Annotated in this window: 19 protein-coding genes; 16 read left to right on the top strand and 3 right to left on the bottom strand. The window is 66.8% G+C overall.

Annotated elements, in window-relative coordinates; genetic code table 11:
- Window positions 1-84: 84 nt before the first annotated feature.
- Entirely contained in the window at window positions 85-690 is a 606-nt protein-coding gene (locus PBT88_RS20905; protein WP_270077203.1) for an NADPH-dependent FMN reductase, read from the top strand.
- A gap of 3 nt (window positions 691-693) precedes the next feature.
- On the opposite strand, the gene PBT88_RS20900 is transcribed toward PBT88_RS20905, so the two are convergent.
- From PBT88_RS20900 to cysD, 3 genes are read right to left on the bottom strand one after another with little or no spacing between them, the layout of a single operon-like run.
- Complete coding sequence (locus PBT88_RS20900; protein WP_270077202.1) at window positions 694-1,437, bottom strand: 3'(2'),5'-bisphosphate nucleotidase CysQ; 744 nt, start codon at window positions 1,435-1,437, stop codon at window positions 694-696.
- Window positions 1,434-3,365 carry a sulfate adenylyltransferase subunit CysN gene (gene cysN / locus PBT88_RS20895; RefSeq protein WP_270077201.1) on the bottom strand — a complete coding sequence of 644 codons (1,932 nt, stop codon included), beginning with the start codon at window positions 3,363-3,365 and terminating at the stop codon, window positions 1,434-1,436. Before cysN ends, PBT88_RS20900 begins: the two co-directional genes overlap by 4 nt.
- Complete coding sequence (gene cysD / locus PBT88_RS20890) at window positions 3,365-4,327, bottom strand: sulfate adenylyltransferase subunit CysD (RefSeq protein ID WP_270077200.1); 963 nt, start codon at window positions 4,325-4,327, stop codon at window positions 3,365-3,367. Before cysD ends, cysN begins: the two co-directional genes overlap by 1 nt.
- A gap of 181 nt (window positions 4,328-4,508) precedes the next feature.
- Here cysD and PBT88_RS20885 point away from each other — a divergent pair, with 181 nt between their 5' ends.
- The 15 genes from PBT88_RS20885 to PBT88_RS20815 all read left to right on the top strand — a co-directional run bounded on the left by PBT88_RS20885 (window position 4,509) and on the right by PBT88_RS20815 (window position 22,131).
- Window positions 4,509-5,111 carry a TetR/AcrR family transcriptional regulator gene (locus tag PBT88_RS20885; RefSeq protein ID WP_270077199.1) on the top strand — a complete coding sequence of 201 codons (603 nt, stop codon included), beginning with the start codon at window positions 4,509-4,511 and terminating at the stop codon, window positions 5,109-5,111.
- A gap of 112 nt (window positions 5,112-5,223) precedes the next feature.
- Window positions 5,224-6,159 (top strand): NAD(P)H-dependent flavin oxidoreductase, encoded by a 936-nt coding sequence (locus tag PBT88_RS20880; RefSeq protein ID WP_270077198.1) that lies wholly within the window; start codon window positions 5,224-5,226, stop codon window positions 6,157-6,159.
- A gap of 221 nt (window positions 6,160-6,380) precedes the next feature.
- On the top strand, window positions 6,381-6,938 hold the full coding sequence (locus tag PBT88_RS20875; RefSeq protein WP_326521558.1) for a PepSY-associated TM helix domain-containing protein: 558 nt from the start codon (window positions 6,381-6,383) through the stop codon (window positions 6,936-6,938).
- A gap of 10 nt (window positions 6,939-6,948) precedes the next feature.
- Window positions 6,949-7,440 (top strand): DUF2271 domain-containing protein, encoded by a 492-nt coding sequence (locus PBT88_RS20870; RefSeq protein ID WP_270077196.1) that lies wholly within the window; start codon window positions 6,949-6,951, stop codon window positions 7,438-7,440.
- Window positions 7,441-7,451: 11 nt separating this feature from the next.
- The gene (locus PBT88_RS20865; protein ID WP_326521557.1) at window positions 7,452-8,333 is read left to right on the top strand and encodes a DUF4198 domain-containing protein; all 882 of its coding nucleotides are present in this window, start codon (window positions 7,452-7,454) and stop codon (window positions 8,331-8,333) included.
- A 10-nt stretch (window positions 8,334-8,343) separates the two neighbouring features.
- Entirely contained in the window at window positions 8,344-9,315 is a 972-nt protein-coding gene (locus PBT88_RS20860) for an FAD:protein FMN transferase (protein ID WP_270077195.1), read from the top strand.
- 118 nt (window positions 9,316-9,433) lie between these two features.
- Entirely contained in the window at window positions 9,434-11,872 is a 2,439-nt protein-coding gene (locus tag PBT88_RS20855; protein ID WP_270077194.1) for a TonB-dependent receptor, read from the top strand.
- A gap of 56 nt (window positions 11,873-11,928) precedes the next feature.
- The gene (locus PBT88_RS20850) at window positions 11,929-12,663 is read left to right on the top strand and encodes a tetratricopeptide repeat protein (RefSeq protein ID WP_270077193.1); all 735 of its coding nucleotides are present in this window, start codon (window positions 11,929-11,931) and stop codon (window positions 12,661-12,663) included.
- Window positions 12,664-12,806: 143 nt separating this feature from the next.
- Window positions 12,807-13,502 carry an energy transducer TonB gene (locus PBT88_RS20845; protein WP_270077192.1) on the top strand — a complete coding sequence of 232 codons (696 nt, stop codon included), beginning with the start codon at window positions 12,807-12,809 and terminating at the stop codon, window positions 13,500-13,502.
- A 169-nt stretch (window positions 13,503-13,671) separates the two neighbouring features.
- Window positions 13,672-15,186, top strand: a complete 1,515-nt coding sequence (locus PBT88_RS20840) for a S10 family peptidase (protein WP_270077191.1) — start codon at window positions 13,672-13,674, stop codon at window positions 15,184-15,186.
- Window positions 15,186-16,835: a M28 family metallopeptidase gene (locus PBT88_RS20835; protein WP_270077190.1), complete on the top strand. Its 1,650-nt coding sequence runs from the start codon at window positions 15,186-15,188 to the stop codon at window positions 16,833-16,835. Before PBT88_RS20840 ends, PBT88_RS20835 begins: the two co-directional genes overlap by 1 nt.
- A 182-nt stretch (window positions 16,836-17,017) precedes the next feature.
- Window positions 17,018-18,511: a glucose-6-phosphate dehydrogenase gene (gene zwf, locus PBT88_RS20830; protein ID WP_270077189.1), complete on the top strand. Its 1,494-nt coding sequence runs from the start codon at window positions 17,018-17,020 to the stop codon at window positions 18,509-18,511.
- On the top strand, window positions 18,504-19,202 hold the full coding sequence (gene pgl, locus PBT88_RS20825) for a 6-phosphogluconolactonase (RefSeq protein ID WP_270077188.1): 699 nt from the start codon (window positions 18,504-18,506) through the stop codon (window positions 19,200-19,202). Before zwf ends, pgl begins: the two co-directional genes overlap by 8 nt.
- Window positions 19,199-21,028, top strand: coding sequence for a phosphogluconate dehydratase (edd, locus tag PBT88_RS20820; protein WP_270077187.1), 1,830 nt, complete (start codon window positions 19,199-19,201; stop codon window positions 21,026-21,028). Before pgl ends, edd begins: the two co-directional genes overlap by 4 nt.
- A 74-nt stretch (window positions 21,029-21,102) precedes the next feature.
- A complete protein-coding gene (locus PBT88_RS20815; RefSeq protein ID WP_270077186.1) occupies window positions 21,103-22,131 on the top strand; it encodes a cation diffusion facilitator family transporter in 1,029 nt (342 codons plus the stop codon).
- The last annotated feature ends 4 nt before the right edge of the window (window positions 22,132-22,135 follow it).

The following is a 22,135-nucleotide window of genomic DNA, read 5'->3' as shown; positions in this document are numbered from 1 at the left end:
CGAGGGGGTGACTTCGCGGCTCTTGTCGATATGGGGAGGCAGGGCCAGATCGGCTGGCCCGGATCGGTGGCCTTGGAGACAGCAGTGAGCAGCACGCCTTTCATCGTCGGCATCGGCGGCACGACCTCGCCGGGATCGTCGACCGAGCAGGCGCTCCAGCTGGCGCTGGCGGCGGCCGAGGCGGAAGGCGCGCGGGTCCAACTGTTCGGCGGCGCCGCGATCGCCGAACTGCCGCATTATGCCTTTGGCGCGGTGGAGGGCTCGGAAGGCGGACGCGCGCTGGTCGAGGCGATCCGCAAGGCGGACGGGCTGATCATCGCCAGCCCCGGCTATCACGGATCGATCTCGGGCCTGGTCAAGAATGCGGTCGACTTCATCGAGGAGACGGCGAAGGACGCGCGCGTCTATCTCGACGGGCTGCCGGTCGGGCTGATCGTCACCGCTTATGGCTGGCAGGCGACCGGATCGACGCTGGCGACGATGCGCTCGATCGTCCACGCGCTGCGCGGCTGGCCGACGCCGCTCGGCGCCGCGATCAAATCCTCGAGCGGCCTGTTCCAGAACGGGCAATGCACCGATCCGGGTTCCGCCAGCCAGCTCGAGCTGGTCGGCAAGCAGGTCGTCGAGTTCGCGCGCCTGCGCACGCGGCTGCCGTCTGCGACCGCGACCGGGCCGCGCGAAGAGGGCTGAGCCTTAGCCCCGCGTCAGGCCGAGGATGCGCTCGGCGAGTTCGGGCCGGCAGATCAGCAGATCGGGCAGATAAGGGTCGGCGCGGTTATAGGCCATCGGCGAGCCATCGACGCGGCTGACATGGAGGCCGGCGGCGATGGCGACCGCGACGGGCGCGCAGCTGTCCCACTCGAACTGGCCGCCGGTGTGCAGGTAGATGTCCGCTTCGCCGCGCACCACCGCCATCGCCTTGGCACCGGCCGAGCCCATCGGCACCAGTTGGGCGCCGAGCGCATCGGCGACCGCCACCGCCTCGGCGGCCGGTCGGGTACGGCTGACCAGCATCCTGAGCGTGTCGGCCGGCACCGGTGCTGGCGGGCAGCGTCCGGTGCAGAGCGTCAGCGGAATGCCCGGCAACGCGACCGCGCCGGCCACCGGCGCGCCGTCGACGGTCAGCGCGACATGCACCGCCCAATCGACCCTGCCCTCGCCATATTCGCGGGTGCCGTCGAGCGGATCGACGATCCACACCCGGCGGGTGGCGAGCCGGGCCGCGCTGTCCTTCTCCTCCTCGGAGAGGACGGCGTCGTCGGGCCGGGCATGGGCCAGCGCCTCCATGATGAAGGCGTTGGCGGTGCGATCGCCGGCCTTGCCCAGCGCCTTGCCTGCGAACAGGCCGGAGCGCTGGAGGGTGAGCAGCAGCTCGCCCGCGGTCTCGGCGACGCGCCGTGCCAGCGCGGTATCGCTTTCCGTCCCCGGCGCGCTCATCGTTCGAGCGCCAGCAGATGCTCGACGATCAGATCGGCGGCGGCATCCGCCGTCATCGCGCTGGTATCGATGCGGATCTCCGGCGTTGCCGGTGCCTCATAGGGGCTGTCGATGCCGGTGAAGTTCTTGAGCTGCCCGGCCCGCGCCTTGGCATAGAGGCCCTTCACGTCGCGCGCCTCGGCATCGGCGAGCGTGGTGTCGATATGGACCTCGATGAACTCGCCATCCGCCATCATCTTGCGCACCATCTCGCGCTCGGCGCGGAACGGCGAGATGAAGGCGGTGAGCACGATCAGGCCCGAATCGGCCATCAACCGCGCGACCTCGCCGACGCGGCGGATATTCTCCACCCGATCGGCATCGGTGAAGCCGAGATCGCGGTTGAGGCCGTGGCGGACATTGTCGCCATCGAGCAGGAAGCTGTGGCGGTTCATCCGGGTGAGCTTGCGATCGACCAGATTGGCGATGGTCGACTTGCCGGCGCCCGAAAGCCCGGTCAGCCACACCACCGCCGGCTTCTGGTTCTTGAGCGCGGAGCGGCGCTCGCGCGCGACATCCATCGCCTGCCAGTGGACATTCTCGGCCCGGCGCAGCGCGAAATGGATCATGCCGGCCGCCACCGTGGCATTGGTGATCTTGTCGATCAGGATGAAGCCGCCCAATGTCTTGTTCAGCCCCGCGCGATCGTCCGCATAAGGCTCGTAGACGAGCGGCTTGTCGGTGGAGAGATTGGCGACGCCGATCGCGTTCAGCTCCAGCGTCTTCGCCGCGAGCTTCTCCATGCTGTTGACGTTGATCTGGTATTTGGGCGCCTGTACCTGCGCCGTCACCGTCTGGGTGGCGAGCTTCAGCCAGTAGGAGCGGCCGGGCAGCATCGCCTCCTCCGCCATCCACACGATCGTCGCCTCGAACTGGTCGGCCGCCTGCGGCGGGGCAGCGGCAGCGGCGATCACGTCGCCGCGCGAGCAATCGACCTCGTCGGCCAGCGTCAGCGTCACCGACTGGCCGGCGACCGCTTGCTCCAGATCGCCGTCCATCGTGACGATGCGCGCGATGGTCGAGGTCTTGCCCGACGGCAGTAGCCGCACCGGATCGCCCGGCTTCACCGTGCCGGCGGCGATCAACCCGGCAAAGCCGCGGAAATCGAGATTGGGCCGGTTGACCCACTGCACCGGCATGCGGAAGGGCTGTGCCGCGGTCGCATCCTGATCGACCTCGACCGTCTCGAGATGCGCGATCAGGGTCGGGCCGTCATACCAGGGCGTGTTCGCGCTTCGGGTGGTGATGTTGTCGCCCATGAAGCCGGAGATCGGCATCGGCACGAAGCGTGCGATCCCGATGCTGTCGGCGAAGGCGCGATAGTCGGCGACGATCGCATCGTAGGTGGCCTGATCGTAGCCGACCAGATCCATCTTGTTCACCGCCAGCACCAGATGCCGCACCCCGATCAGATGGGCGAGGTAGGAATGGCGGCGGGTCTGGGTCAGCACGCCCTTGCGCGCGTCGATCAGGATCACGGCGAGGTCGGCGGTGGAGGCGCCGGTCACCATGTTGCGGGTATATTGTTCGTGGCCGGGGGTGTCGGCGACGATGAACTTGCGCTTCTCGGTGGAGAAGAAGCGATAGGCGACGTCGATGGTGATGCCCTGCTCGCGCTCGGCGGCGAGGCCGTCGACCAGCAGCGCGAAATCGATATTCTGGCCCTGGGTGCCGACGCGCCTCGAATCCGCCTCGAGCGCCGCCAGCTGATCCTCGAAGATCATCTTCGAGTCATAAAGCAGCCGCCCGATCAGGGTCGACTTTCCGTCGTCCACCGATCCGCAGGTGATGAAGCGCAGCAGGCTCTTATGCTGGTGCTGCGCCAGATAGGCGTCGATGTCCTCGGCGATCAGCGCGTCGGTCTGGTAGGAGGAATCCTGCCGGGTCATCAGAAATAGCCCTCCTGCTTCTTCTTCTCCATGCCGGCGCCGCCTTCGTCCTTGTCGATCGCGCGGCCCTGCCGCTCGGAGGTGGTGGTGAGCAGCATCTCCTGGATCACGGCGCTCAGCGTCGCCGCCTCGCTCTCGACGGCGCCGGTCAGCGGGTAGCAGCCGAGCGTGCGGAAGCGGATGGAGCGCATCACCGGCTCCTCGCCGGGCTTCAGCCGGAAGCGCTCGTCATCGACCATCAGCAGCATCCCGTCGCGCTCGACGGTCGGGCGCGGGGCGGAGAAATAGAGCGGCACGATCTCGATCTTCTCGAGCTGGATATATTGCCAGATGTCCAACTCGGTCCAGTTGGAGATCGGGAAGACGCGGATGCTCTCCCCTCCTCCCTGATTTCTGGGCGCCTTCTTGGCATTGTAGAGATTCCACAGCTCGGGCCGCTGGTTCTTGGGATCCCAGCGGTGCGAGGCGGATCGGAAGGAGAAGATGCGCTCCTTGGCGCGGCTTTTCTCCTCGTCGCGGCGCGCGCCGCCGAACGCCGCGTCGAAGCCATATTGGTCGAGCGCCTGCTTCAGCCCCTCGGTCTTCCACATGTCGGTGTGGAGCGCGCCATGGTCGAACGGATTGATGCCGCGCGCCATCGCCTCGGGATTATGGTGGACGAGCAGCTCCATGCCGGCCTCGCGCGCCGCCTTTTCGCGCAGCGCGTACATCGCCTGGAACTTCCACGTCGTATCGACATGGAGCAGCGGGAAGGGCGGCGGCGACGGATAGAAGGCCTTCTTGGCGAGATGCAGCATCACCGCCGAATCCTTGCCGACGCTGTAGAGCATCACCGGGCGCTCGGCCTCCGACACCACCTCGCGCAGGATGTGGATCGATTCCGCCTCGAGCCGCTGGAGGTGGGTCAGGCGTGCCGGGGCCGATGCCCTCGCCGCAAGGTCCGCCCCGATCCCGTCCGTCATTCCCATCCGATCCTTATCGTCGGCCCCGTTGGCCCGCTGTTCCAAGAATAATGTCGCCTAGCCGATATGTCCCCGGCCCGGCGGCCAAGAATTTCTTGATGGCGCCCGTATGCCGCTCGACGGTGGCCGGCGGGCCGGTTTCGCTTGGACTCGGATAACGGCGTTATCTATTCTCCGGCCGATGCCGATATTGCTTACCGAAGACCAGGTCGCGCAAGGGCGCGAACGGATCCGCCGCGTCGCCGAACGCCAGGCGGTCGAACGCGGGATCGAGCGGGTGTCGATGCACTCGATCGCGCAGGCGCTCGGCTGGTCGGCGACCGCGCTCTATCGCTATTACGAGAATAAGGAGGCGATCCTCGCCGCCACCCGCACCGCCGCGCTCGACCAATTGTCCGAAACGCTGGAGGCGGTGATGGCCGGGCCGGGCGACATCTGGGAACGCTCCCGCGCGATCGGCGGCGCCTATGTCGATTTCGCCTTCGAGCGGCCGGATACCTACCGCCTGATCTTCGCGCTCTCGCAGCCCGACATCACCCTCTATCCCGAACTGGCCACCGCGGCGGCGCGGGCGCGGCGGAGCATGACCGGCTATGCCGAGGAGATGGTCGCGGCGGGCGATCTCGATGCCGATCCCACTTTGCTGGCGCATATCTTCTGGGCGCAGCTGCACGGGCTGATCTCGTTGCAGATGGTCGGCCATCTCGATCGTGACGGGCCGGACTTCGAGACGATTCGCCACGAGATGGTGCGCCGCATCGTCCACGGCATCCGCAAAGCCTGATCGGATGCCGCCAGTTTTTGCGTGCATAACGCCATTATCTATGGTTTGAAGCGGACAAGAATGAGCGTCGCGCGAAGCCGGGGCGCATCATGTCGAGGAGAGGATCGTCCCGATGACCATGCCCGCGCTGTTCCAGAACCGTTTGTCGATCCCCGTAATCGCCTCGCCGATGTTCATCATCTCGCAGCCCGACCTGGTGCTGGCGCAATGCCGCGCCGGCGTGGTCGGGTCGTTCCCGTCGCTCAACGCGCGGCCTTCCGGGGTGTTCGAGCAATGGCTCCAGCGGCTGACCAGCGAACTGACCGACAAGGATGCGCCGTTCGCCGTCAACCTCATCGTCCACCGCACCAACGATCGGCTGGAGGAGGATGTCGCGCTGTGCGTGAAGTATAAGGTGCCGGTGGTCATCACCTCGCTCGGTGCCCGGCCCGACATCAATGCCGCGATCCACAGCTATGGCGGCATCGTCTTCCACGACGTCATCAACAACATGTTCGCGAAGAAGGCGATCGAGAAGGGCGCGGACGGGCTGATCGCGGTGGCGGCCGGCGCCGGCGGCCATGCCGGCACTCTGTCGCCCTTCGCGCTGGTGCAGGAGATTCGCGAATGGTTCGACGGGCCGCTGGCGCTGTCGGGTGCCATTGCGAACGGCGCGGCGGTGGCGGCGGCGCGCGCGCTCGGCGCGGACCTGGGCTATATCGGCTCCGCCTTCATCGCGACCGAGGAGGCGATGGCGGTGCCCGCCTACAAGCAGATGATCGTCGATTCGGTCGGCGAGGACATCGTCTATTCGAACCTCTTCACCGGGGTGCATGGCAATTATCTCAAGCCCAGCATCGTCGCGGCGGGGCTGGACCCGGACGCGCTGGAGACCTCCGATCCCTCCCATATGAACTTCGGCGATCTCGCGGCGGGCAAGAAGGCATGGCGCGACATCTGGGGCTGCGGCCAGGGCATCGGCGCGATCCACGCGGTGGTGCCGGCGGCGGCACTGATCGCCCGGCTCGGCGAGGAATATCGCGCAGCGCTGGCGCGATTGGCGGCTTAGGCATCGCCCTTCCATCGACGGAAGCTGTCCGGGACGAAATCATCGCCATCGCCATCAGCAAAGGAAAACGATTCGCATTAGCTATTGCCGGAACGGATCGCGCATCCTAGGCAAACGCTATCGTGAACGCATTGCCTCCTTCCCCTCCCTCTCAGACCAGGCCGAAGCCCAGACGCCGCTGGCGCAGTTGGTGGCTGAAGCAGCTGCACACCTGGCACTGGATGAGCGCCGCGCTGTCGCTCGTCCTGATGCTGCTGTTTGCGATCACCGGCATCACCCTCAACCATGCGGAATCGATTTCCGCCAAGCCGGTCGTCATCGACAGGACGGGGCAATTGACGGTGCCGCTTCGCGCCCAACTGGCGCATCCTGCCACGGCCGATGCAGCGCTCCCGCCCGCCGTCGCGCGGGCGGTGAAACAGGCGGTCGGGCTCGATCCGGGCGGACGACCGGTCGAATGGTCGGATGACGAGGCCTATGTCGCGATGCCGCGGCCCGGCGGCGATGCCTGGGTCAGCATCGGGCGGGCGAACGGCAAGATCAGCGCAGAGACCACCGATCGCGGCTGGATCTCCTACCTCAACGATCTCCACAAGGGCCGCAACGCCGGGCGCGTCTGGTTCTGGTTCATCGATGTGTTCGCCGGCGCCTGCATCTTGTTCACGCTGACCGGGCTGCTGCTGCTCCAGATGCACGCCCGGCACCGGCGTGCGACCTGGCCGATCGTCGCCGCAGGGCTCGCGCTGCCCGTCATTCTCGCCATCCTGTTCATCCATTGAGGGGAAGACCATGCGTTCGAAATCTCTGTTGCCGCTGGGCGCCCTGATCGCCGCGCCGGCCGTTGCCGCCGGCACCGGGGCCGGCACCGTGACGGTCACCATCCCGCAACTGAGCGTCGCCGAATATCATCGCCCCTATGTCGCGATATGGCTGGAGCCGGCCGGTGGCGGCACGGCGCAGACGCTGGCAGTCTGGTACGATGTCCACAAAGCGGGCAACGAACCCGGCACCAAATGGCTGTCCGAGCTTCGCGCCTGGTGGCGCAAGGGCGGCCGCAGCCTGACTCTGCCGGCCAACGGCATCAGCGGCGCGACTCAGGCGCCGGGTCCGCATACCATCGCGCTGCCGACGTTACCGGCAGGCCATTATGTCCTCAACGTCGAGGCGGCCCGCGAAACTGGCGGGCGCGAGCTCGTGACCGTGCCGATCACGATCCCCGCCGGCGCCGCCCATGCCTCCGGCAAGACCGAACTGGGTGCCGTCACCCTCTCCGCCCGTTGAAGGATCGGCCGATGAAGATGCGTCGCCTCCGCCCGCTCGTTTCCCGCCTGCTTGGCCCACGCCTGCTCGTCGTCGCCGCGCTGGCCGCGCAGCCGAGCCTCGCCTCTGCCCATAGGATGTGGCTGCTGCCCTCCGGCACGGTGTTTTCGGGATCTGACAGCTGGGTTTCGGTGGACGCGGCCGTTTCGAACGACCTGTTCTATGCCGATCATTTCCCGCTCCCGACCGACGGGATCAAGGTGTGGGCGCCGGATGGTTCGCCGGGTGCGATCCAGAATGCCGCCAAGGAGCGCTATCGGTCGGTGTTCGACGTCGAGCTCGACAAACCGGGCACGTGGAAGATCGGGACGGAGACGTCCAGCGTGATGGGCAGCTTCACCGTTGACGGCGTGGAGAAGCGGATCGGTCGTCGCGGCTCGCCGCCGCAGCAGCAGGGAGGCGCCCCCGCCGCCGCGCCGCTGACCGTCGCGGACATCCCGGCCAACGCGACCGGCGTGAAGCTGACCGAGATGGTCAACCGCAACGAGATCTTCGTCACCGCCGGTGCGCCGACCAGAACGGTGTTCCAGCCGAACGGCAAGGGCCTCGAACTCGATCCGATCACCCACCCGGACGAGCTCGTCGCGGGCGAGGCGGCGCGCTTCCGCTTCCTGATCGACGGCAAGCCGGCGCCCGGCCTGAAGGTGACGGTGATCCCCGGCGGCAAGCGCTATCGCAACGACGAGGGTGCGATCGATCTGACCACCGATGCGGGCGGCGTGCTGACCGTCACCTGGCCCGGCGCCGGCATGTATTGGCTGAACGCCACCGCGACCGACGACAGGACCAGCACGCCGCACGCCACCGAGCGCCGGATGAGCTACGTCACCACGCTCGAAGTGATGACGCCGTAAGCCCGCCGTCATGAGGATCGCCCTGCCGCCGACGATATCGATCGCCGCCTTTGCCGATCGCGATGCGTCGGCGACGGTGGAGACGATCGGCGGCGAGACGATGGGCACCGGCTGGTCCGTCCATTATGTCCGGCCCCCGATCGCCGATCCCGCTGCCCTTCGGGCATCGATCGTGGCGCGGCTGGACGATCTGGTGGCGCAGTTGAGCCAGTGGGTCGAAGACTCGCACCTGTCGCGCTTCAACCGGGCGGCGGCGGGAACATGGCTGACGCTTCCACGGGATTTCGCCCATGTCGTGGCCCATGGCCTAACCATCGCCAGGGCGTCCGGCGGAGCCTTCGATCCGACCATCGGCGATATCGTCAATCTGTGGGGATTTGGGCCGGTGCCGGCTGCCCGGCCGCCCGCCGCCGATCGTGTCGCTGCGGCGCTGGCCAGCGCAGGCTGGCACCGCCTCGTCTTCGATCCGGCTGGTCCGCGGCTGCGCCAGCCGGGCGGGCTGGCGCTCGATTTCTCGGGCATCGGCAAGGGCCATGCCGTCGATGCCGTCTCCGAGCTGCTGAGCGCATCCGGCATCCGGCATCATCTGGTCGAGATCGGCGGCGAGCTGGCAGGGCGCGGGGTGCGGCCGGATGGCGATCCCTGGTGGGTCGATCTCGAAAACCCGCCCGGCGCCGCTCTGCCGCCGCTCCGGATCGCCCTGCATGGCCTCGCGGTCGCCACGTCCGGCAATTACCGGCGCGGCGATCACACGATCGAACCACGCACCGGCCTGCCGACGATCGACACGCTGTCGGTCAGCGTGATCCACGACCGCGCGCTGGACGCTGATGCCTGGGCGACGGCGCTCACCGTTCTCGACACCGAAAACGCGCTGGCGATGGCCGCCACTCACGGCATCGCGGCGCGTATCGTGAGGTTGGCCGGGGGCGTCGCCGAGGAGAGCATGAGCCCGGCGCTGGCGGCGATGCTGGCAGACTGAGCATCTGATACGCCCCAGCAACGAGTCTTGACATATTGAGACGCAGTTGCAATTGGCCGTCTCAATATTGCGAATGACTATCAAAGGGGTCCAAATGTTATCATCGCAGCGCACACGCATGTCCGGTTCCAGTTTCCTCGCACTTGGCTGCGTCGGAGCGATCTCGTCGGCATTCCCGGCCTATGCGCAGGCGACGCCGGCCCAGGCCGACACGCCATCGACCAATCTGGGCGGCGTGACGGTGACCGACACTGCGATCACCGAAGGCAGCTACAAGACCGATAAGCTTGATTCGCCGAAATACACCGCGCCGCTGATCGATACCCCGCGCTCGATCACCGTCATCGGCTCGCAGGTGATCAAGGATACCGCGTCGGCGACGCTCGCCGAGGCGCTGCGCACCGTGCCGGGCATCACGATGGGCGCCGGCGAAGGCGGCAATCCGCTCGGCGACCGTCCGTTCATCCGCGGCTTCGACAGCCAGAACTCGACCTATCTCGACGGCGTCCGCGACATCGGCGCGCAGACCCGCGAGACCTTCGACGTCGATTCGATCGAGGTCGTCAAGGGGTCGGACAGCGTCACCAACGGCAGCGGCAATGCCGGCGGATCGATCAACCTCGTCAGCAAGCTGCCGACGTCGGAACGGTTCATCGAAGCAGAGGGGACTTACGGCAGCGCCGACTACAAGCGCGGCACGATCGACATCAACCAGCCCATCAACGAATTTGTCGGCGTCCGCCTGAACGCGATGTATCACGACCAGAACGTCGCCGGTCGCGATGCGATCTTCCAGAAGCGCTGGGGCGTCGCACCGTCGGTGAAGATCGGGCTGACCGGGCCGACCAGCCTGACCGTCAGCTATTACCACCTGCATACCAACGAACTGCCGGATGCGGGCACGCCTTATACCTACACGCTGGCCAACGCGCCGGCGGGTGTCACGGAGACGGCTCCGGTCAGCCATTACACCACGCTCGGTGGGCAGGAGATCGATGTGCCGCGCGGCGCCTTCTACGGGCTCAAGGATCGCGACTTCCGCCATACCAACGTGAACGATTTCACCATCCGCGCGCAGCATGAGTTCGACAACGGGTTCATGATCCGCAACACGTCGCGCTACTCGCACACCGAGCAGGACTATATCGTGTCCCAGCCGGACGACCAGCAGGGCGACGTATATGGCAATGCCACGGGCACTGCGGCGAACGCGGGCGGTTATGTCTGGCGGCGCGCCAATACCCGCTACGGCTATTCGGAAGGCCTGATCAACCAGACCGACCTGACCGGCAAGTTCGACACCGGCAGCGTCAAGCACAGCATCGCGGGCGGCCTCGAATATAGCCATCTCCAGTCGGCATTCGGCACCTTCGTGTCGAACGCGCAGACCGGCACGGCGCTTTCCAGCGGCGCGACGCTGACGCCACGCTGCACCGCCGCCGCGATCGCGGCTTACTATTGCACCCCGGTCGGCAATCCGAATCCGAACGATCCCTGGGTCAGCACCACGAGCGATCTCGGCAGCACCGCCGCCGCGATCCAGAAGAGCCTGCCGATCACGCAGACGCTATCGCATTCGACCACCTATGCCGCGTCGTTGTTCGACACGATCACGCTGACCGACTGGCTGCTCGTCAACCTCGGCGGTCGCTACGATCATTATTCGACCAGCGTGAGTGCCGGCCTCGCCGCCACCTCCACCGCCGCGCGCACATGGGGCACCAAGAAGAACAATATCTGGACCTACCAGGCCGGCGTCGTGCTGAAGCCCAAGGACAATGGCAGCATCTACTTCTCCACGTCCAAGGCGGCGGTCCCGCCGGGCTCGTTCCTCGGCCAGGGTGCGGAGGATAACGGCCTGACCCCGGGCCGCGGCCAGACCACCGTCGATATCGACGCGCTCAAGGTCCAGAAGACGACCTCCTACGAAGTCGGTACGAAGTGGAACCTGCTCGACAATAATCTCAACCTGTCATTGGCGCTGTTCCAGACCAAGACGGTCAACGCCCGCACGACCGATGCCAACGGCCTCGCGCTCTATGTCGGCACGCGCCGCATTCGCGGTGTCGAGCTCAGCTACAACGGCAACATCACCGACAAGTGGAATGTCTTCGGCGGCTACACCTACATGCCGTCCAAGATCCTCGATTCCGGGCAGACCGTGACGGGCGGCATCTCGGCGCCGTCGGCCGGCATCGGCAGGGCCTTCCCGAACACGCCGAAGAACAGCTTCACCACCTTCACCAACTACAAGATCACGCCGAAGCTGACGCTGGGCGGCGGCGCGATCTACATGTCGAAGGTCTATGGTGGCTATTCGGATACCCGCGCGGTCCAGAATGGCGCGGTGGTGATCACCAAGACCCGCGCCACCTACGTGCCGAGCTACTGGCGCTTCGACGCCAATGCGTCCTACCAGTTGACCGACATGGTCAAGCTGCAGATCAACGCGCTGAACGTCGGCAACAAGCGCTATTTCGACAAGGCCTATGCCGCGCACTACGCCAACCAGGCGGCGGGCCGCACCGTGCTCGGCACGATCAGCGTCCGCTATTGAGGCTCGACTGCGGGCGGCATGCCGACAGGCGTGTCGCCCGCGGGCCGGGACGATCGATGACCGACCTTGCTTCCCTCAACGACATGAATGCGGAAGCCCTGCGCGACGCATTTTCAGGCCCACCGGCAGAGGTGGCGCGGCTGTTGCGCGTCGCGGCCGAAGGCGGCGCGGTCGAGGCGCAGCTCCGCCTCGGCCAGATGGCGCTGGATGGCCATGGCGTACCGCCCTCGCCCGTCGACGCGCTGCGCTGGTTCGGCATGGCCGCCAAGGCCGGGCACCCGATGGGCATGAACATGGTCGGGCGCTGCCTCGAGCATGGCTGGGGCACGGCGATCGACACGGCGCGTGCTGCGGACTGGTATCGCGCGGCGGCGGATCATGGCCTCGACTGGGGGTTTTATAATCTCGCGACCCTGCTGTCGCTTGGCGACGGCGTGGAAAAGGATCCGGCGCGCGCGCTCGGCCTGTTCGCGAAGGCGGCGGCGCTCGGCCACGCCAAGTCGATCAATATGGTCGGCAGCTTTTACGAAGACGGCTGGGCGGTGACGCAGGACCGCGCCGCGGCGGCCGTCCATTATCGCCGTGCGGCTGAGGGCGGGGATTTTCGCGGTCGCTTCAATCATGCTCGCCTGTTGATCGAAGGCGGCGAGGTGGATGACGCCCTTGGGTGGCTGCGCCGCGTGCCGGAAAGCGCCACGCCCCGTTTCATGGCGCAGATGTGCGCCTGGCTGGCGCGCCAGAGCGATCCGCGGCTGTGCGCGCTGGCGAACGAACTAGGCCTCGACCTGTGAGTCCGGATGGGTTATGCGAACGTGTCGCATTAGCCTCGGCGGCGTCTCGCGGCTGGCTCTTGGGAGATAGTCCGATTTTCGACACCAGGTCCGCCTCGATCGCCTGTGATGGCGAGGACGTCCGGACGCCGGCATCGTCTTCGATGGCGGTTGCCGAACGGGTCTTGCCCGTGGCGTGGGAGCGATCGGCCTATCAGGCATCCCGCCGTTTCCAGATTGGTCCGGCGCTGGCCTCGCTGCTGATGGTCGCCGGGTTGCTGTCCGGCTTCCTGTGGCTGAACGTCACCCCGAACCGGATCGCGAAGCACGATCTGCTGACGATCTCGCTGGCGATCACGCCGCCGCCGCCGCCCAAGCAGCCGCCCGCGCCCCTGCAAAAGCAGGTGACGGTCAAGCCGCTGCAACCGGCGATCGTCGCACCGCCACCGGTCGTGACCGTGCCGGCGCCGCCCAGCCCGGTCGCGACCGCTCCCGTTCCCACGCCGCCGCGCGTCATCGTCGCGCCGGCAGCGCCCGCTGCGCCCGTGGTCAGCGCGGCACCGCCGGCGACGCCGGCCGACGGCGGCGACCTGTCGTCGAAGATGATATTCGCCAAACCACCGAGCTATCCGATCGAGTCGCGCCGCCTGCATGAGGAGGGCACCGTGGTTCTCGCCGTGCTGCTGTCGGCGGAAGGGCAGGTCGCCGGCATCTCGATTGCCCAGAGCAGCGGATCGGATCGCCTCGATCAGGCGGCGCTGGCGGCCGTCCGCAAGTGGCGCTGGGCGCCGATCGTGCGTAATGGTCAGCCGGTGATGGTGCAGGGTCAGGTCAGGATGCCGTTCGTTCTGAAGCATTGAACGGTCGTGCTGGCCGGGACCGTCCGCGCGCTGCGCGGCTGATCCGCGACATTTCTGTATAACGCATACCCATATCCCCTGGGATCGGCTTGCGGCCGGTGTGCAGCCATGGTCTAAGACACCCCCTTGCAGGCCCATAAAGGGTCGTCGGCCAAGGGGCTTTCTGTCTATGCGTATCGTCTCGCTCGCATCCTGCGTTTCCCTTCTCGTGGCGCTGGGTGCTCCGGCCCTGGCGGCGGACAAGCCCGATCAGGGCGATGCCAAGGCGGCGGCGAAGGACGCGGCGAAGCCCGATAGCGATCTCACGCCCTTCCCGGCCGCCAAATCGATCAAGCAGTCGGCGGTGATCGGCGGCAAGCGCGTCGATTATGTCGCGACGGTCGGGTCGATCCCGGTCAAGGACGACAAGGGCAAGACGATCGGCGAGGTGGTCTACACGGCCTATACCGTGCCCGGTCGCGGCGCCGCGCGGCCCGTCACCTTCGCCTTCAACGGCGGCCCCGGCGCGGCCTCGGTGTTCCTCAACCTCGGCGCGATCGGGCCGAAGAAGGTGCAGTTCGGCGCGGCGGGCGATGCCCCGTCCGATCCCGCGATCCTGCATGACAATGCCAATAGCTGGCTCGATTTCACCGATCTCGTGTTCATCGATCCGATCGGAACCGGCTTCTCGCGCACCCGCGTTGACAAGGAGGCGACCAAGAAGGCCTTCTTCACCGCCGATACCGACATCCATTATCTCAGCCGCGTCGTCTATGACTGGCTGCTCCAGAACAACCGGATGACCAGCCGGAAATATCTCACCGGCGAAAGCTATGGCGGCTATCGCGTGCCGCGCCTGGCTTATTATCTCCAGACCGAACTCGGCGTCGGTATCTCGGGCATGACGATGGTGTCGCCCTATCTCGATCCGCCGGCGATCGGCGAGGACGACGCGCTCTCGCCGCTGCCGTGGATGATCAACCTGACCGCGATGGCAGCCGGCAATTTCGAGCGCCAGGGCAAGCCGCTCGACGAGACCACCATGGGCCCGGTCGAACTTTATGACCGCACCCAATATGTGCAGGATCTGCTCGCCGGCCCGTCCGACAAGGCGGCGACGGATCGTCTCTCCGCCAAGGTCGCGGAGTTGACCGGGCTCGATCCCGCACTGGTCCGCCGCATGAACGGGCGGGTCGATATCGGCACCTATCTGCGCGAGATCCGGCGCTCGCAGGGGCTGATCGGATCGGTCTATGATTCCAACTACACCTCCTACGATCCCTTCCCCGGCAGCGCCGACGCCAAATATAATGATCCGCTGCTGACCACGCTGATCGCGCCGACCACCTCGGCGATGGTCGATTTCGTCACCAACCAGGTCGGCTGGAAGGTCGAGGCGCGCTACAACACGCTGTCCTTCGAGGTGAACAAGGATTGGGATCGCGACGATTCGGACAGCCCGGTCACCGATCTGCGCAAGGCGATCGCGATCGATCCGAAGATGGTGGTCAACATCGTCCACGGTTGGAACGATCTGTCCTGCCCTTACTTCGGTTCGCGGCTGATCGTCGCCCAGATGCCGAGCTACGGCGTCGCCGAGCGGGTGAAGCTGCACATGTATCCGGGCGGCCACATGTTCTACGCGCGGGCGGACAGCGGGGCGGCGCTGCGCAAGGATATCATGGCCTCCTACGGGGCGATGTGATGAAGGCCGCGCTGCTTTCCGCGCTCGCTCTGCCGCTGCTGGTCGCGGCGGCACCCGCCCCTGTGACGCCGGCCGAACTGTCGGCGACCGTGCAGGAGATCGCCTCCGATCCCTATCAGGGCCGCGCACCGGGCACGCCGGGCGAGGCGAAGACGATCGCGTATCTGGTCGGCCGGCTGAAGGCGTTGGGTCTGAAGCCGGCTGGCCCGGGCGGCCAATGGACCCAGGCCGTGCCGATGATCCACGATGTCGCGGGCAAGCCGTCCAGCCTGGCGCTGACCGTCGGCGGCACCGATCTCGCGCCAGTGGTCGGCACCGACATCGCGCCGGGTACGACGCGCGCCACCGATCGCGTCCAGATCGCCGACGCGCCTCTGGTGTTCGTCGGCTATGGCGTCTCCGCGCCGGAACGCGGCTGGGACGATTTCAAGGGCGTCGATCTGCACGGCAAGATCGCCGTCTTCCTGGTCAACGATCCCGATTTCGAGGCGCAACCGGGTGACGGCGCCTATGGCAAGTTCGGCGGCAAGGCGATGACCTATTATGGCCGCTGGACCTACAAATATGAGGAAGCGGCGCGGCGCGGCGCGATCGGCGCTCTGATCGTCCATGAGGATGGGCCTGCCGGCTATGGCTGGAACGTCGCCGGCAACAGCGTCGGCGGCACCTATGCGCTGCCGGCGGCGGCGGGCCACCCCCAGCCCGTCGCGATGCAGAGCTGGATCGCGCGGCCCTTCGCCGAAAAGCTGTTCCGCGCGGCCGGCCTCGATCTGGCGACGCTCAAGCAGCAGGCGCGGCAGGCGGACTTCCATCCGATCGCGTTGAAGGGTGCGGCACTGTCGATCGATATGCCGGTCAAGTCGGACAGGATCGAGAGCCACAATGTGCTGGCGCAGATTCCGGGCACCGAGCATCCGCAAGAGACGGTGATGTTCGGGGCGCATTGGGATGCCTATGGCGTCGGCGCGGCCGACGCGCAGGGCCGGACGATCCGCCCGGGCGCGAATGACGATGGGCTCGGCGTCGCCGGCGTGCTGGCGCTCGCCAAGGCGTTCAAGGCGGGGCCGGCGCCACAGCGCACCCTCGTCTTCGGCCTGTGGACGGCCGAGGAGCGTGGCCTGCTCGGTTCTGAATATTACGCCCAGAATCCGGTCTTCCCGGTCGCCAAGACGGTGGGCGTGCTGACCATCGACATCCTCCAGACCGCAGGCCCCGCCAGGGATGTCGTGCTGATCGGCGCCGGGCAGGACAGCCTCGACCATGATCTGGCCGACGTCGCCCAGGGGCAGGGCCGCACGATCACGCCGGACAGCAAGCCGGAGCGTGGCCTGTTCTACCGCGCCGACCATTTCTCGCTCGCCAAGCGCGGCGTGCCGACCTTGCTGATGATGGGCGCCGGCGGCGGCGCAGATCTCGTCGCCGGCGGCCGGGCAGCCGGCGACAAATGGGTCACCGACTATACCGCGCATTGCTATCATCAGACCTGCGACACCTGGTCGGCGGACTGGGATCTGCGCGGCGCGGCGCAGGATGTGAACCTGCTCTATGCGCTTGGCCGGCGACTCGCCTGGTCGCGCGAATGGCCGAGCTGGAACGCCGATTCGGAATTCAAGGCGCTGCGCGAGAAGACGGCCGCCGAACGGCGCTGACCGGCCGACCCGTGCTCCCCGCAGGTGGGGGCACGGGGATTGCGGCATGGCGGGGCTTTCCCCGGGGCAAGCCGATCTCCATATCGAGGGCGCAAAACGACAGCGCTGCCATCTAGCCTTTTCTAGCCACCTGCTCCAAAGGAGTGCAACGCTCGTCAGAAGCCGCAGCCGATGGAGCCTGCATGATCGAAAGTTTCTCCCGGACCCCGCCCTCGTCCCTCCAGTCCGCCACCCGACTGTTGCTGTTCGGTGCGACGGGCGATCTGTCGCAGCGGATGCTGCTGCCGTCGCTCTTCTCGCTCCACGCCGAGGAATTGATCGCGCCGGATCTCAAGATCATCGGTACGGCGCGCTCCGATCTGGACGATGAGGGCTTCCGCGCGGTCGCGGCCGAGGCGCTCGAAAAGTTCCTTTCCGCCGATGCGCGCAAGCCCGAGGCGATTCCGTCCTTCCTCGATCGGCTGCATTACGTGCCTCTCGATGCCTCCAAGCCCGAGAGCTTCTCGGCGCTCAGCGAGGTGATGGGCAGCGAATATAACCAGCACACCGCCATCTATCTCTCGACCGCGCCGTCGCTGTTCGGATCGACCATCGCCGGGCTCAAGCTGGCGGGCCTCGATGGCCCCAATGTCCGCATCGGCCTCGAAAAGCCGCTCGGCCACGATCTCGCCTCGTCCGCCGTGATCAACGATGCCGTCGCCGATGCCTATTCCGAGGGGCAGACCTTCCGGATCGATCATTATCTCGGCAAGGAGACGGTGCAGAATCTGCTCGCGCTGCGCTTCGGCAACCGCCTGTTCGAGCCGCTGTGGAATGCCGAGAATATCGAGCATGTCCAGATCACGGTGTCCGAGACGGTCGGCCTCGAGGGCCGCGTATCTTATTATGACGGCGTCGGCGCGCTGCGCGACATGGTGCAGAACCATATGCTCCAGCTGCTTGCGCTGGTGGCGATGGAGCCCCCTGCCCGCTTCGGCCCGCGCTCGGTGCGCGACGAGAAGGTCAAGGTGCTGCGATCGCTGCGCCCGATCGATCGCGCCACCGCGGCGACCCACACCGTCACCGGCCAATATAGCGAAGGCGCGGTCGCCGGAAAGTCCGTGCCCGGCTATATCGACGAGCTCCAGCAGCCCTCGACGACCGAGACGTTCGTGGCGGTGAAGGCACATGTCGACAATTGGCGCTGGCATGGCGTGCCCTTCTACCTGCGCACCGGCAAGCGCCTGCCGCACCGCCATAGCGAGATCGTGATCCAGTTCCGCGAGGTGCCGCACTCGATCTTCGCCGGGCGCGGCGCGGTGCTGCAATCGAACAAGCTGGTCATTCGCCTGCAGCCCGAGGAGAATATTCGGCTGACGATGATGGCCAAGGAACCGGGCCTCGATCGCGAGGGCATCCGCCTGCGCGAAGTGCCGCTCGATCTCTCGCTCACCACCGCCTTCGCCGGCTTCCGCCGCCGCATCGCCTATGAACGCCTGCTGCTCGATCTGATCGAGGGCGATCCCACATTGTTCGTTCGCCGCGACGAGGTGGAGGCGCAGTGGGAATGGATCGACGCGATTCGTGACGGATGGGAGGCTGCCAATGTCACGCCGCGTCCCTATGGAGCGGGGACATGGGGGCCATCCGCCGCGATCGCCCTCACCGAACGCGATGGAGTGCATTGGAATGATTGAGGCCGAATGGTGGGATTACGAGGATGCCGACGCGCTGGCCGAACAGCTTGCCGGTGATATCGGATTCATCATCGAAAGCGCGATCGACGCGCGCAACGAGTGCCTGCTCGTGCTGCCGGGCGGCAAGTCGCCGATCCCGGTGTTCGAGAAACTGAAGGCGCAGAAATTCCCGTGGAAGCGCGTGACGATCGTGCCCGGCGACGATCGGCTGGTCGATGTCACCGATCCGCTGAGCAACGCCAATCTGCTTGCCAAGAACTTCCTGCCGCTGGGCGCGCGGGTGCTGCCGATCGCGTCCGCCAATCTCGGCGTGCGCCAGGCCGGCGATGCGGCGGACGTGCGACTGTCCGATCTGAAGTGGCCGCCGGATCTGGTCTGGCTCGGCATGGGCACCAACGGCCATACCGCGTCGATCTTCCACGGCCCGGATTATGACGAGGCGCTGTCGTCCAAGAAGAAGGCGATCGGCCTCACCCCCGATCCCCTGCCGCCGGAAGCACCGGTCGCGCGGGTGACGCTCACCCGTTCGGCGATCCTGTCCGCCCGTTCGATCGTCATCACCATCGATGGCGACGAGAAGAAGCGGGTGCTCGAAGAGGCGCTCGAGCAGGGCGAGGCCTCCGAATGGCCGATCGGCCGCGTGCTGGCCGGCGCCGAACAGTCCATCGATATTCACTGGCGACAGAAATGACCCATCTCCACCCCACCGTCCACGCCGTCACCCAGCGGATCATCGAGCGGTCTCGCCCGATGCGCGCCCGCTATCTCGATCTGATCGAGCGGCAGCGGGACGCGGGGGTGGATCGGTCCCGCATGGGCTGCGGCAATCTCGCCCATGGCTTCGCCGCCTCGGGCGAGGACAAGGCGCAGATCCGCGCCGGCGGGGCGATGAACATCGGTATCGTCACCGCCTACAACGACATGCTGTCGGCCCATCAGCCTTATTATCGCTATTCCGAGCAGATGAAGCTCTGGGCGCGTGAGGTCGGCGCGACCGCGCAGGTGGCGGGCGGCGTGCCGGCGATGTGCGACGGCGTGACCCAGGGTCTGCCGGGCATGGACCTGTCGCTGTTCAGCCGCGACACGATCGCGATGTCGACCGTGATCGGGCTCAGCCACGGCATGTTCGAGGGCACGACCCTGCTCGGCATCTGCGACAAGATCGTGCCGGGCCTGCTGATCGGGGCGCTGCGCTTCGGCCATCTGCCGGCGATCCTGATCCCGGCCGGGCCAATGCCGTCCGGCCTTGCCAACAAGGAGAAGCAGCGCGTCCGCCAGCTCTATGCGGAAGGCAAATGCGGGCGCGAGGAGCTGCTGGAGGCCGAGAGCGCCTCCTATCATGGCGCCGGCACCTGCACCTTCTACGGCACCGCCAACAGCAACCAGATGATGATGGAGATGATGGGGCTGCACATCCCCAACGCCGCCTTCATCAACCCGGGCACCAAGCTGCGCCAGGAACTGACCCGCGCCGCCGTCCATCGCCTCGCCGAGATTGGCTGGAGCGGCGACGATTACCGCCCGCTCGGCAAGGTCGTGGACGAAAAGGCGATCGTCAACGCGGTGATCGGCCTGCTCGCCACCGGCGGGTCGACCAACCATGCGATCCATATCCCGGCGATGGCGCGCGCGGCGGGGATCATCATCGACTGGGAGGATATCGATCGGCTCTCGGCAGTGATCCCGCTGGTGACGCGCGTCTATCCGAACGGATCGGGCGACGTGAACCATTTCCAGGCCGCCGGCGGCCTCTCCTACGTGATCTCGACGCTGCTGGAGCATGGCCTGCTGCATGGCGATATCCTGACCATCGCGAAGGGCGGCTTCGCCGATTACAAGAGCGATCCACGCCTGATCGACGACGCCCTGGTGTGGGAGCCTGCCCCCGCCGAGCCGCTCGACGACACGATGGTGCGCCCCGCCTCCAACCCCTTCCAGCCCGATGGCGGGATGCGTCTGGTGAAGGGCAATATCGGGCGCGGCACCTTCAAGACCAGCGCCGTCGATCCGTCGCGCTGGACGATCGAGGCGCCGGCGCGCGTCTTCTCCGACCAGAATGACGTGCTCGCCGCGTTCAAGGCGGGCGAGCTGGAGCGCGACGTGATCGTCGTCGTCCGTTTCCAGGGGCCGCGCGCCACCGGTATGCCCGAGCTGCACAAACTGACGACGCCGCTCGGCGTGTTGCAGGATCGCGGTTTCCGCGTCGCCCTCGTCACCGATGGGCGGATGTCGGGCGCGTCGGGCAAGGTGCCGGCGGCGATCCACGTTTCCCCCGAAGCGCTGGGCGGCGGCCTGCTCGGCCGGGTCCGCGACGGCGACATCATCCGCCTGTCCGCCGAGGAGGGCTCGCTGGAGGCCCTGGTCGATTTCGACGAATGGGAGTCCCGGCAGATGGCGGATGCGCCGCTGCCCCCGATCGGCACCGGGCGCGAGCTGTTCGCATTCATGCGCCACGGCGCCGACGAGGCCGAAAAGGGCGGATCGGCGATGCTCGCGGCGATGGATGCGTTCGTCTGAGCGAGCGTTCATCGCCGCCCGCTCCTGACCGCGTTGTAATGACGCGGCATGGCGGTTTGCGCTAAGGGTCGATGATGAACGCCTCCTCACATGACCATGACCATGACCATGACCATGACCATGGTCGCCCCCATCGCGACCACGGCCATCAGCATGATCACGGTCATAGTCATGGTCATCACGACCATGGCCATCATGGGCACAGCCATGGCCCCGGCGGGCATCACGACCATGCCGCCGGCGCCAGCGCCAATCGCATCGGGATCGCGCTCTGCCTGAACCTGTCGGTGCTGGGCGCCGAACTGGCGGGCGCATGGTGGTTCGGCAGCCTCGCCTTGCTGTCCGACGCCGCGCACATGTTCACCGATGCGGCGGCGCTCGCCATTGCCCTGGCGGCGCTGGCGATCGCCAAGCGGCCGGCCGACGATCAGCGCAGCTTCGGCTATCGCCGCTTCGAGATTCTCGCCGCCGCCTTCAACGCGGTGCTGCTGTTCATCGTCGGGGGCGTCGTGCTGGTCGAGGGCGTGCGGCGCTTCTTCGATCCGGTGCCGGTCGCGTCGCTGGGCATGATGGCGGTCGCGGCCCTGGGCCTCGTCGCCAATGTGATCGCGATGGCGGTATTGTCCGGCGGCCGGGGCCACTCGATGGCGGTCAAGGGCGCCTATCTGGAGGTGATGGCCGATGCGCTCGGCTCGCTCGCCGTGATCGTCGGGGCCGCCGCGATCTGGTTCACCCATTTCCAGTGGATCGATCCGCTGATCGGCATCGGCATCGCGCTCTGGGTGTTGCCGCGGACGTGGAGCCTGCTGCGCGACACGACCCAGATCCTGCTCGAAGGCGTGCCGTCGCGGCTGTCGCTCAACGAGGTCCGCGCGGCGATCGCCGGGGCGGAGGGCGTCGGCGGCGTCCACGATCTTCACCTCTGGTCGCTGGCCGGCGACGATGCCAGCCTCACCGCGCATGTCGAGCTGGCGGACGCGGCGGAGCCCGAAGGGGTGCGGGTCGCCTTGATCCGGATGCTCGACGAACGCTTCTCGGTGCGGCACGTGACGCTCCAGCTCGAACAGGGGCCATGTTGCGAGGCAGGGCATCTCCATCCATAATCAG

The sequence above is a fragment of the Sphingomonas abietis genome, assembly GCF_027625475.1.
GTDB lineage: Bacteria > Pseudomonadota > Alphaproteobacteria > Sphingomonadales > Sphingomonadaceae > Solisphingomonas > Solisphingomonas abietis.
The sequence above is the reverse complement of the archived record's forward strand: the minus strand, read 5'-3'. Positions and strand labels throughout refer to the sequence as shown.

What these genes read in the sequence shown, in the direction of transcription:
- PBT88_RS20855 (WP_270077194.1), top strand. Translation starts at nt 9,434, where the DNA reads ATGTCCGGTTCCAGTTTCCTCGCACTTGGCTGCGTCGGAGCGATCTCG.
- PBT88_RS20845 (WP_270077192.1), top strand. Translation starts at nt 12,807, where the DNA reads ATGGCGGTTGCCGAACGGGTCTTGCCCGTGGCGTGGGAGCGATCGGCC.
- PBT88_RS20865 (WP_326521557.1), top strand. Translation starts at nt 7,452, where the DNA reads ATGAAGATGCGTCGCCTCCGCCCGCTCGTTTCCCGCCTGCTTGGCCCA.
- PBT88_RS20835 (WP_270077190.1), top strand. Translation starts at nt 15,186, where the DNA reads ATGAAGGCCGCGCTGCTTTCCGCGCTCGCTCTGCCGCTGCTGGTCGCG.
- pgl (WP_270077188.1), top strand. Translation starts at nt 18,504, where the DNA reads ATGATTGAGGCCGAATGGTGGGATTACGAGGATGCCGACGCGCTGGCC.
- PBT88_RS20860 (WP_270077195.1), top strand. Translation starts at nt 8,344, where the DNA reads ATGAGGATCGCCCTGCCGCCGACGATATCGATCGCCGCCTTTGCCGAT.
- PBT88_RS20850 (WP_270077193.1), top strand. Translation starts at nt 11,929, where the DNA reads ATGACCGACCTTGCTTCCCTCAACGACATGAATGCGGAAGCCCTGCGC.
- PBT88_RS20875 (WP_326521558.1), top strand. Translation starts at nt 6,381, where the DNA reads ATGAGCGCCGCGCTGTCGCTCGTCCTGATGCTGCTGTTTGCGATCACC.
- cysD (WP_270077200.1), bottom strand. Translation starts at nt 4,327, where the DNA reads ATGACGGACGGGATCGGGGCGGACCTTGCGGCGAGGGCATCGGCCCCG.
- zwf (WP_270077189.1), top strand. Translation starts at nt 17,018, where the DNA reads ATGATCGAAAGTTTCTCCCGGACCCCGCCCTCGTCCCTCCAGTCCGCC.
- PBT88_RS20880 (WP_270077198.1), top strand. Translation starts at nt 5,224, where the DNA reads ATGACCATGCCCGCGCTGTTCCAGAACCGTTTGTCGATCCCCGTAATC.
- PBT88_RS20900 (WP_270077202.1), bottom strand. Translation starts at nt 1,437, where the DNA reads ATGAGCGCGCCGGGGACGGAAAGCGATACCGCGCTGGCACGGCGCGTC.
- cysN (WP_270077201.1), bottom strand. Translation starts at nt 3,365, where the DNA reads ATGACCCGGCAGGATTCCTCCTACCAGACCGACGCGCTGATCGCCGAG.
- PBT88_RS20870 (WP_270077196.1), top strand. Translation starts at nt 6,949, where the DNA reads ATGCGTTCGAAATCTCTGTTGCCGCTGGGCGCCCTGATCGCCGCGCCG.
- PBT88_RS20815 (WP_270077186.1), top strand. Translation starts at nt 21,103, where the DNA reads ATGAACGCCTCCTCACATGACCATGACCATGACCATGACCATGACCAT.
- PBT88_RS20885 (WP_270077199.1), top strand. Translation starts at nt 4,509, where the DNA reads ATGCCGATATTGCTTACCGAAGACCAGGTCGCGCAAGGGCGCGAACGG.
- edd (WP_270077187.1), top strand. Translation starts at nt 19,199, where the DNA reads ATGACCCATCTCCACCCCACCGTCCACGCCGTCACCCAGCGGATCATC.
- PBT88_RS20840 (WP_270077191.1), top strand. Translation starts at nt 13,672, where the DNA reads ATGCGTATCGTCTCGCTCGCATCCTGCGTTTCCCTTCTCGTGGCGCTG.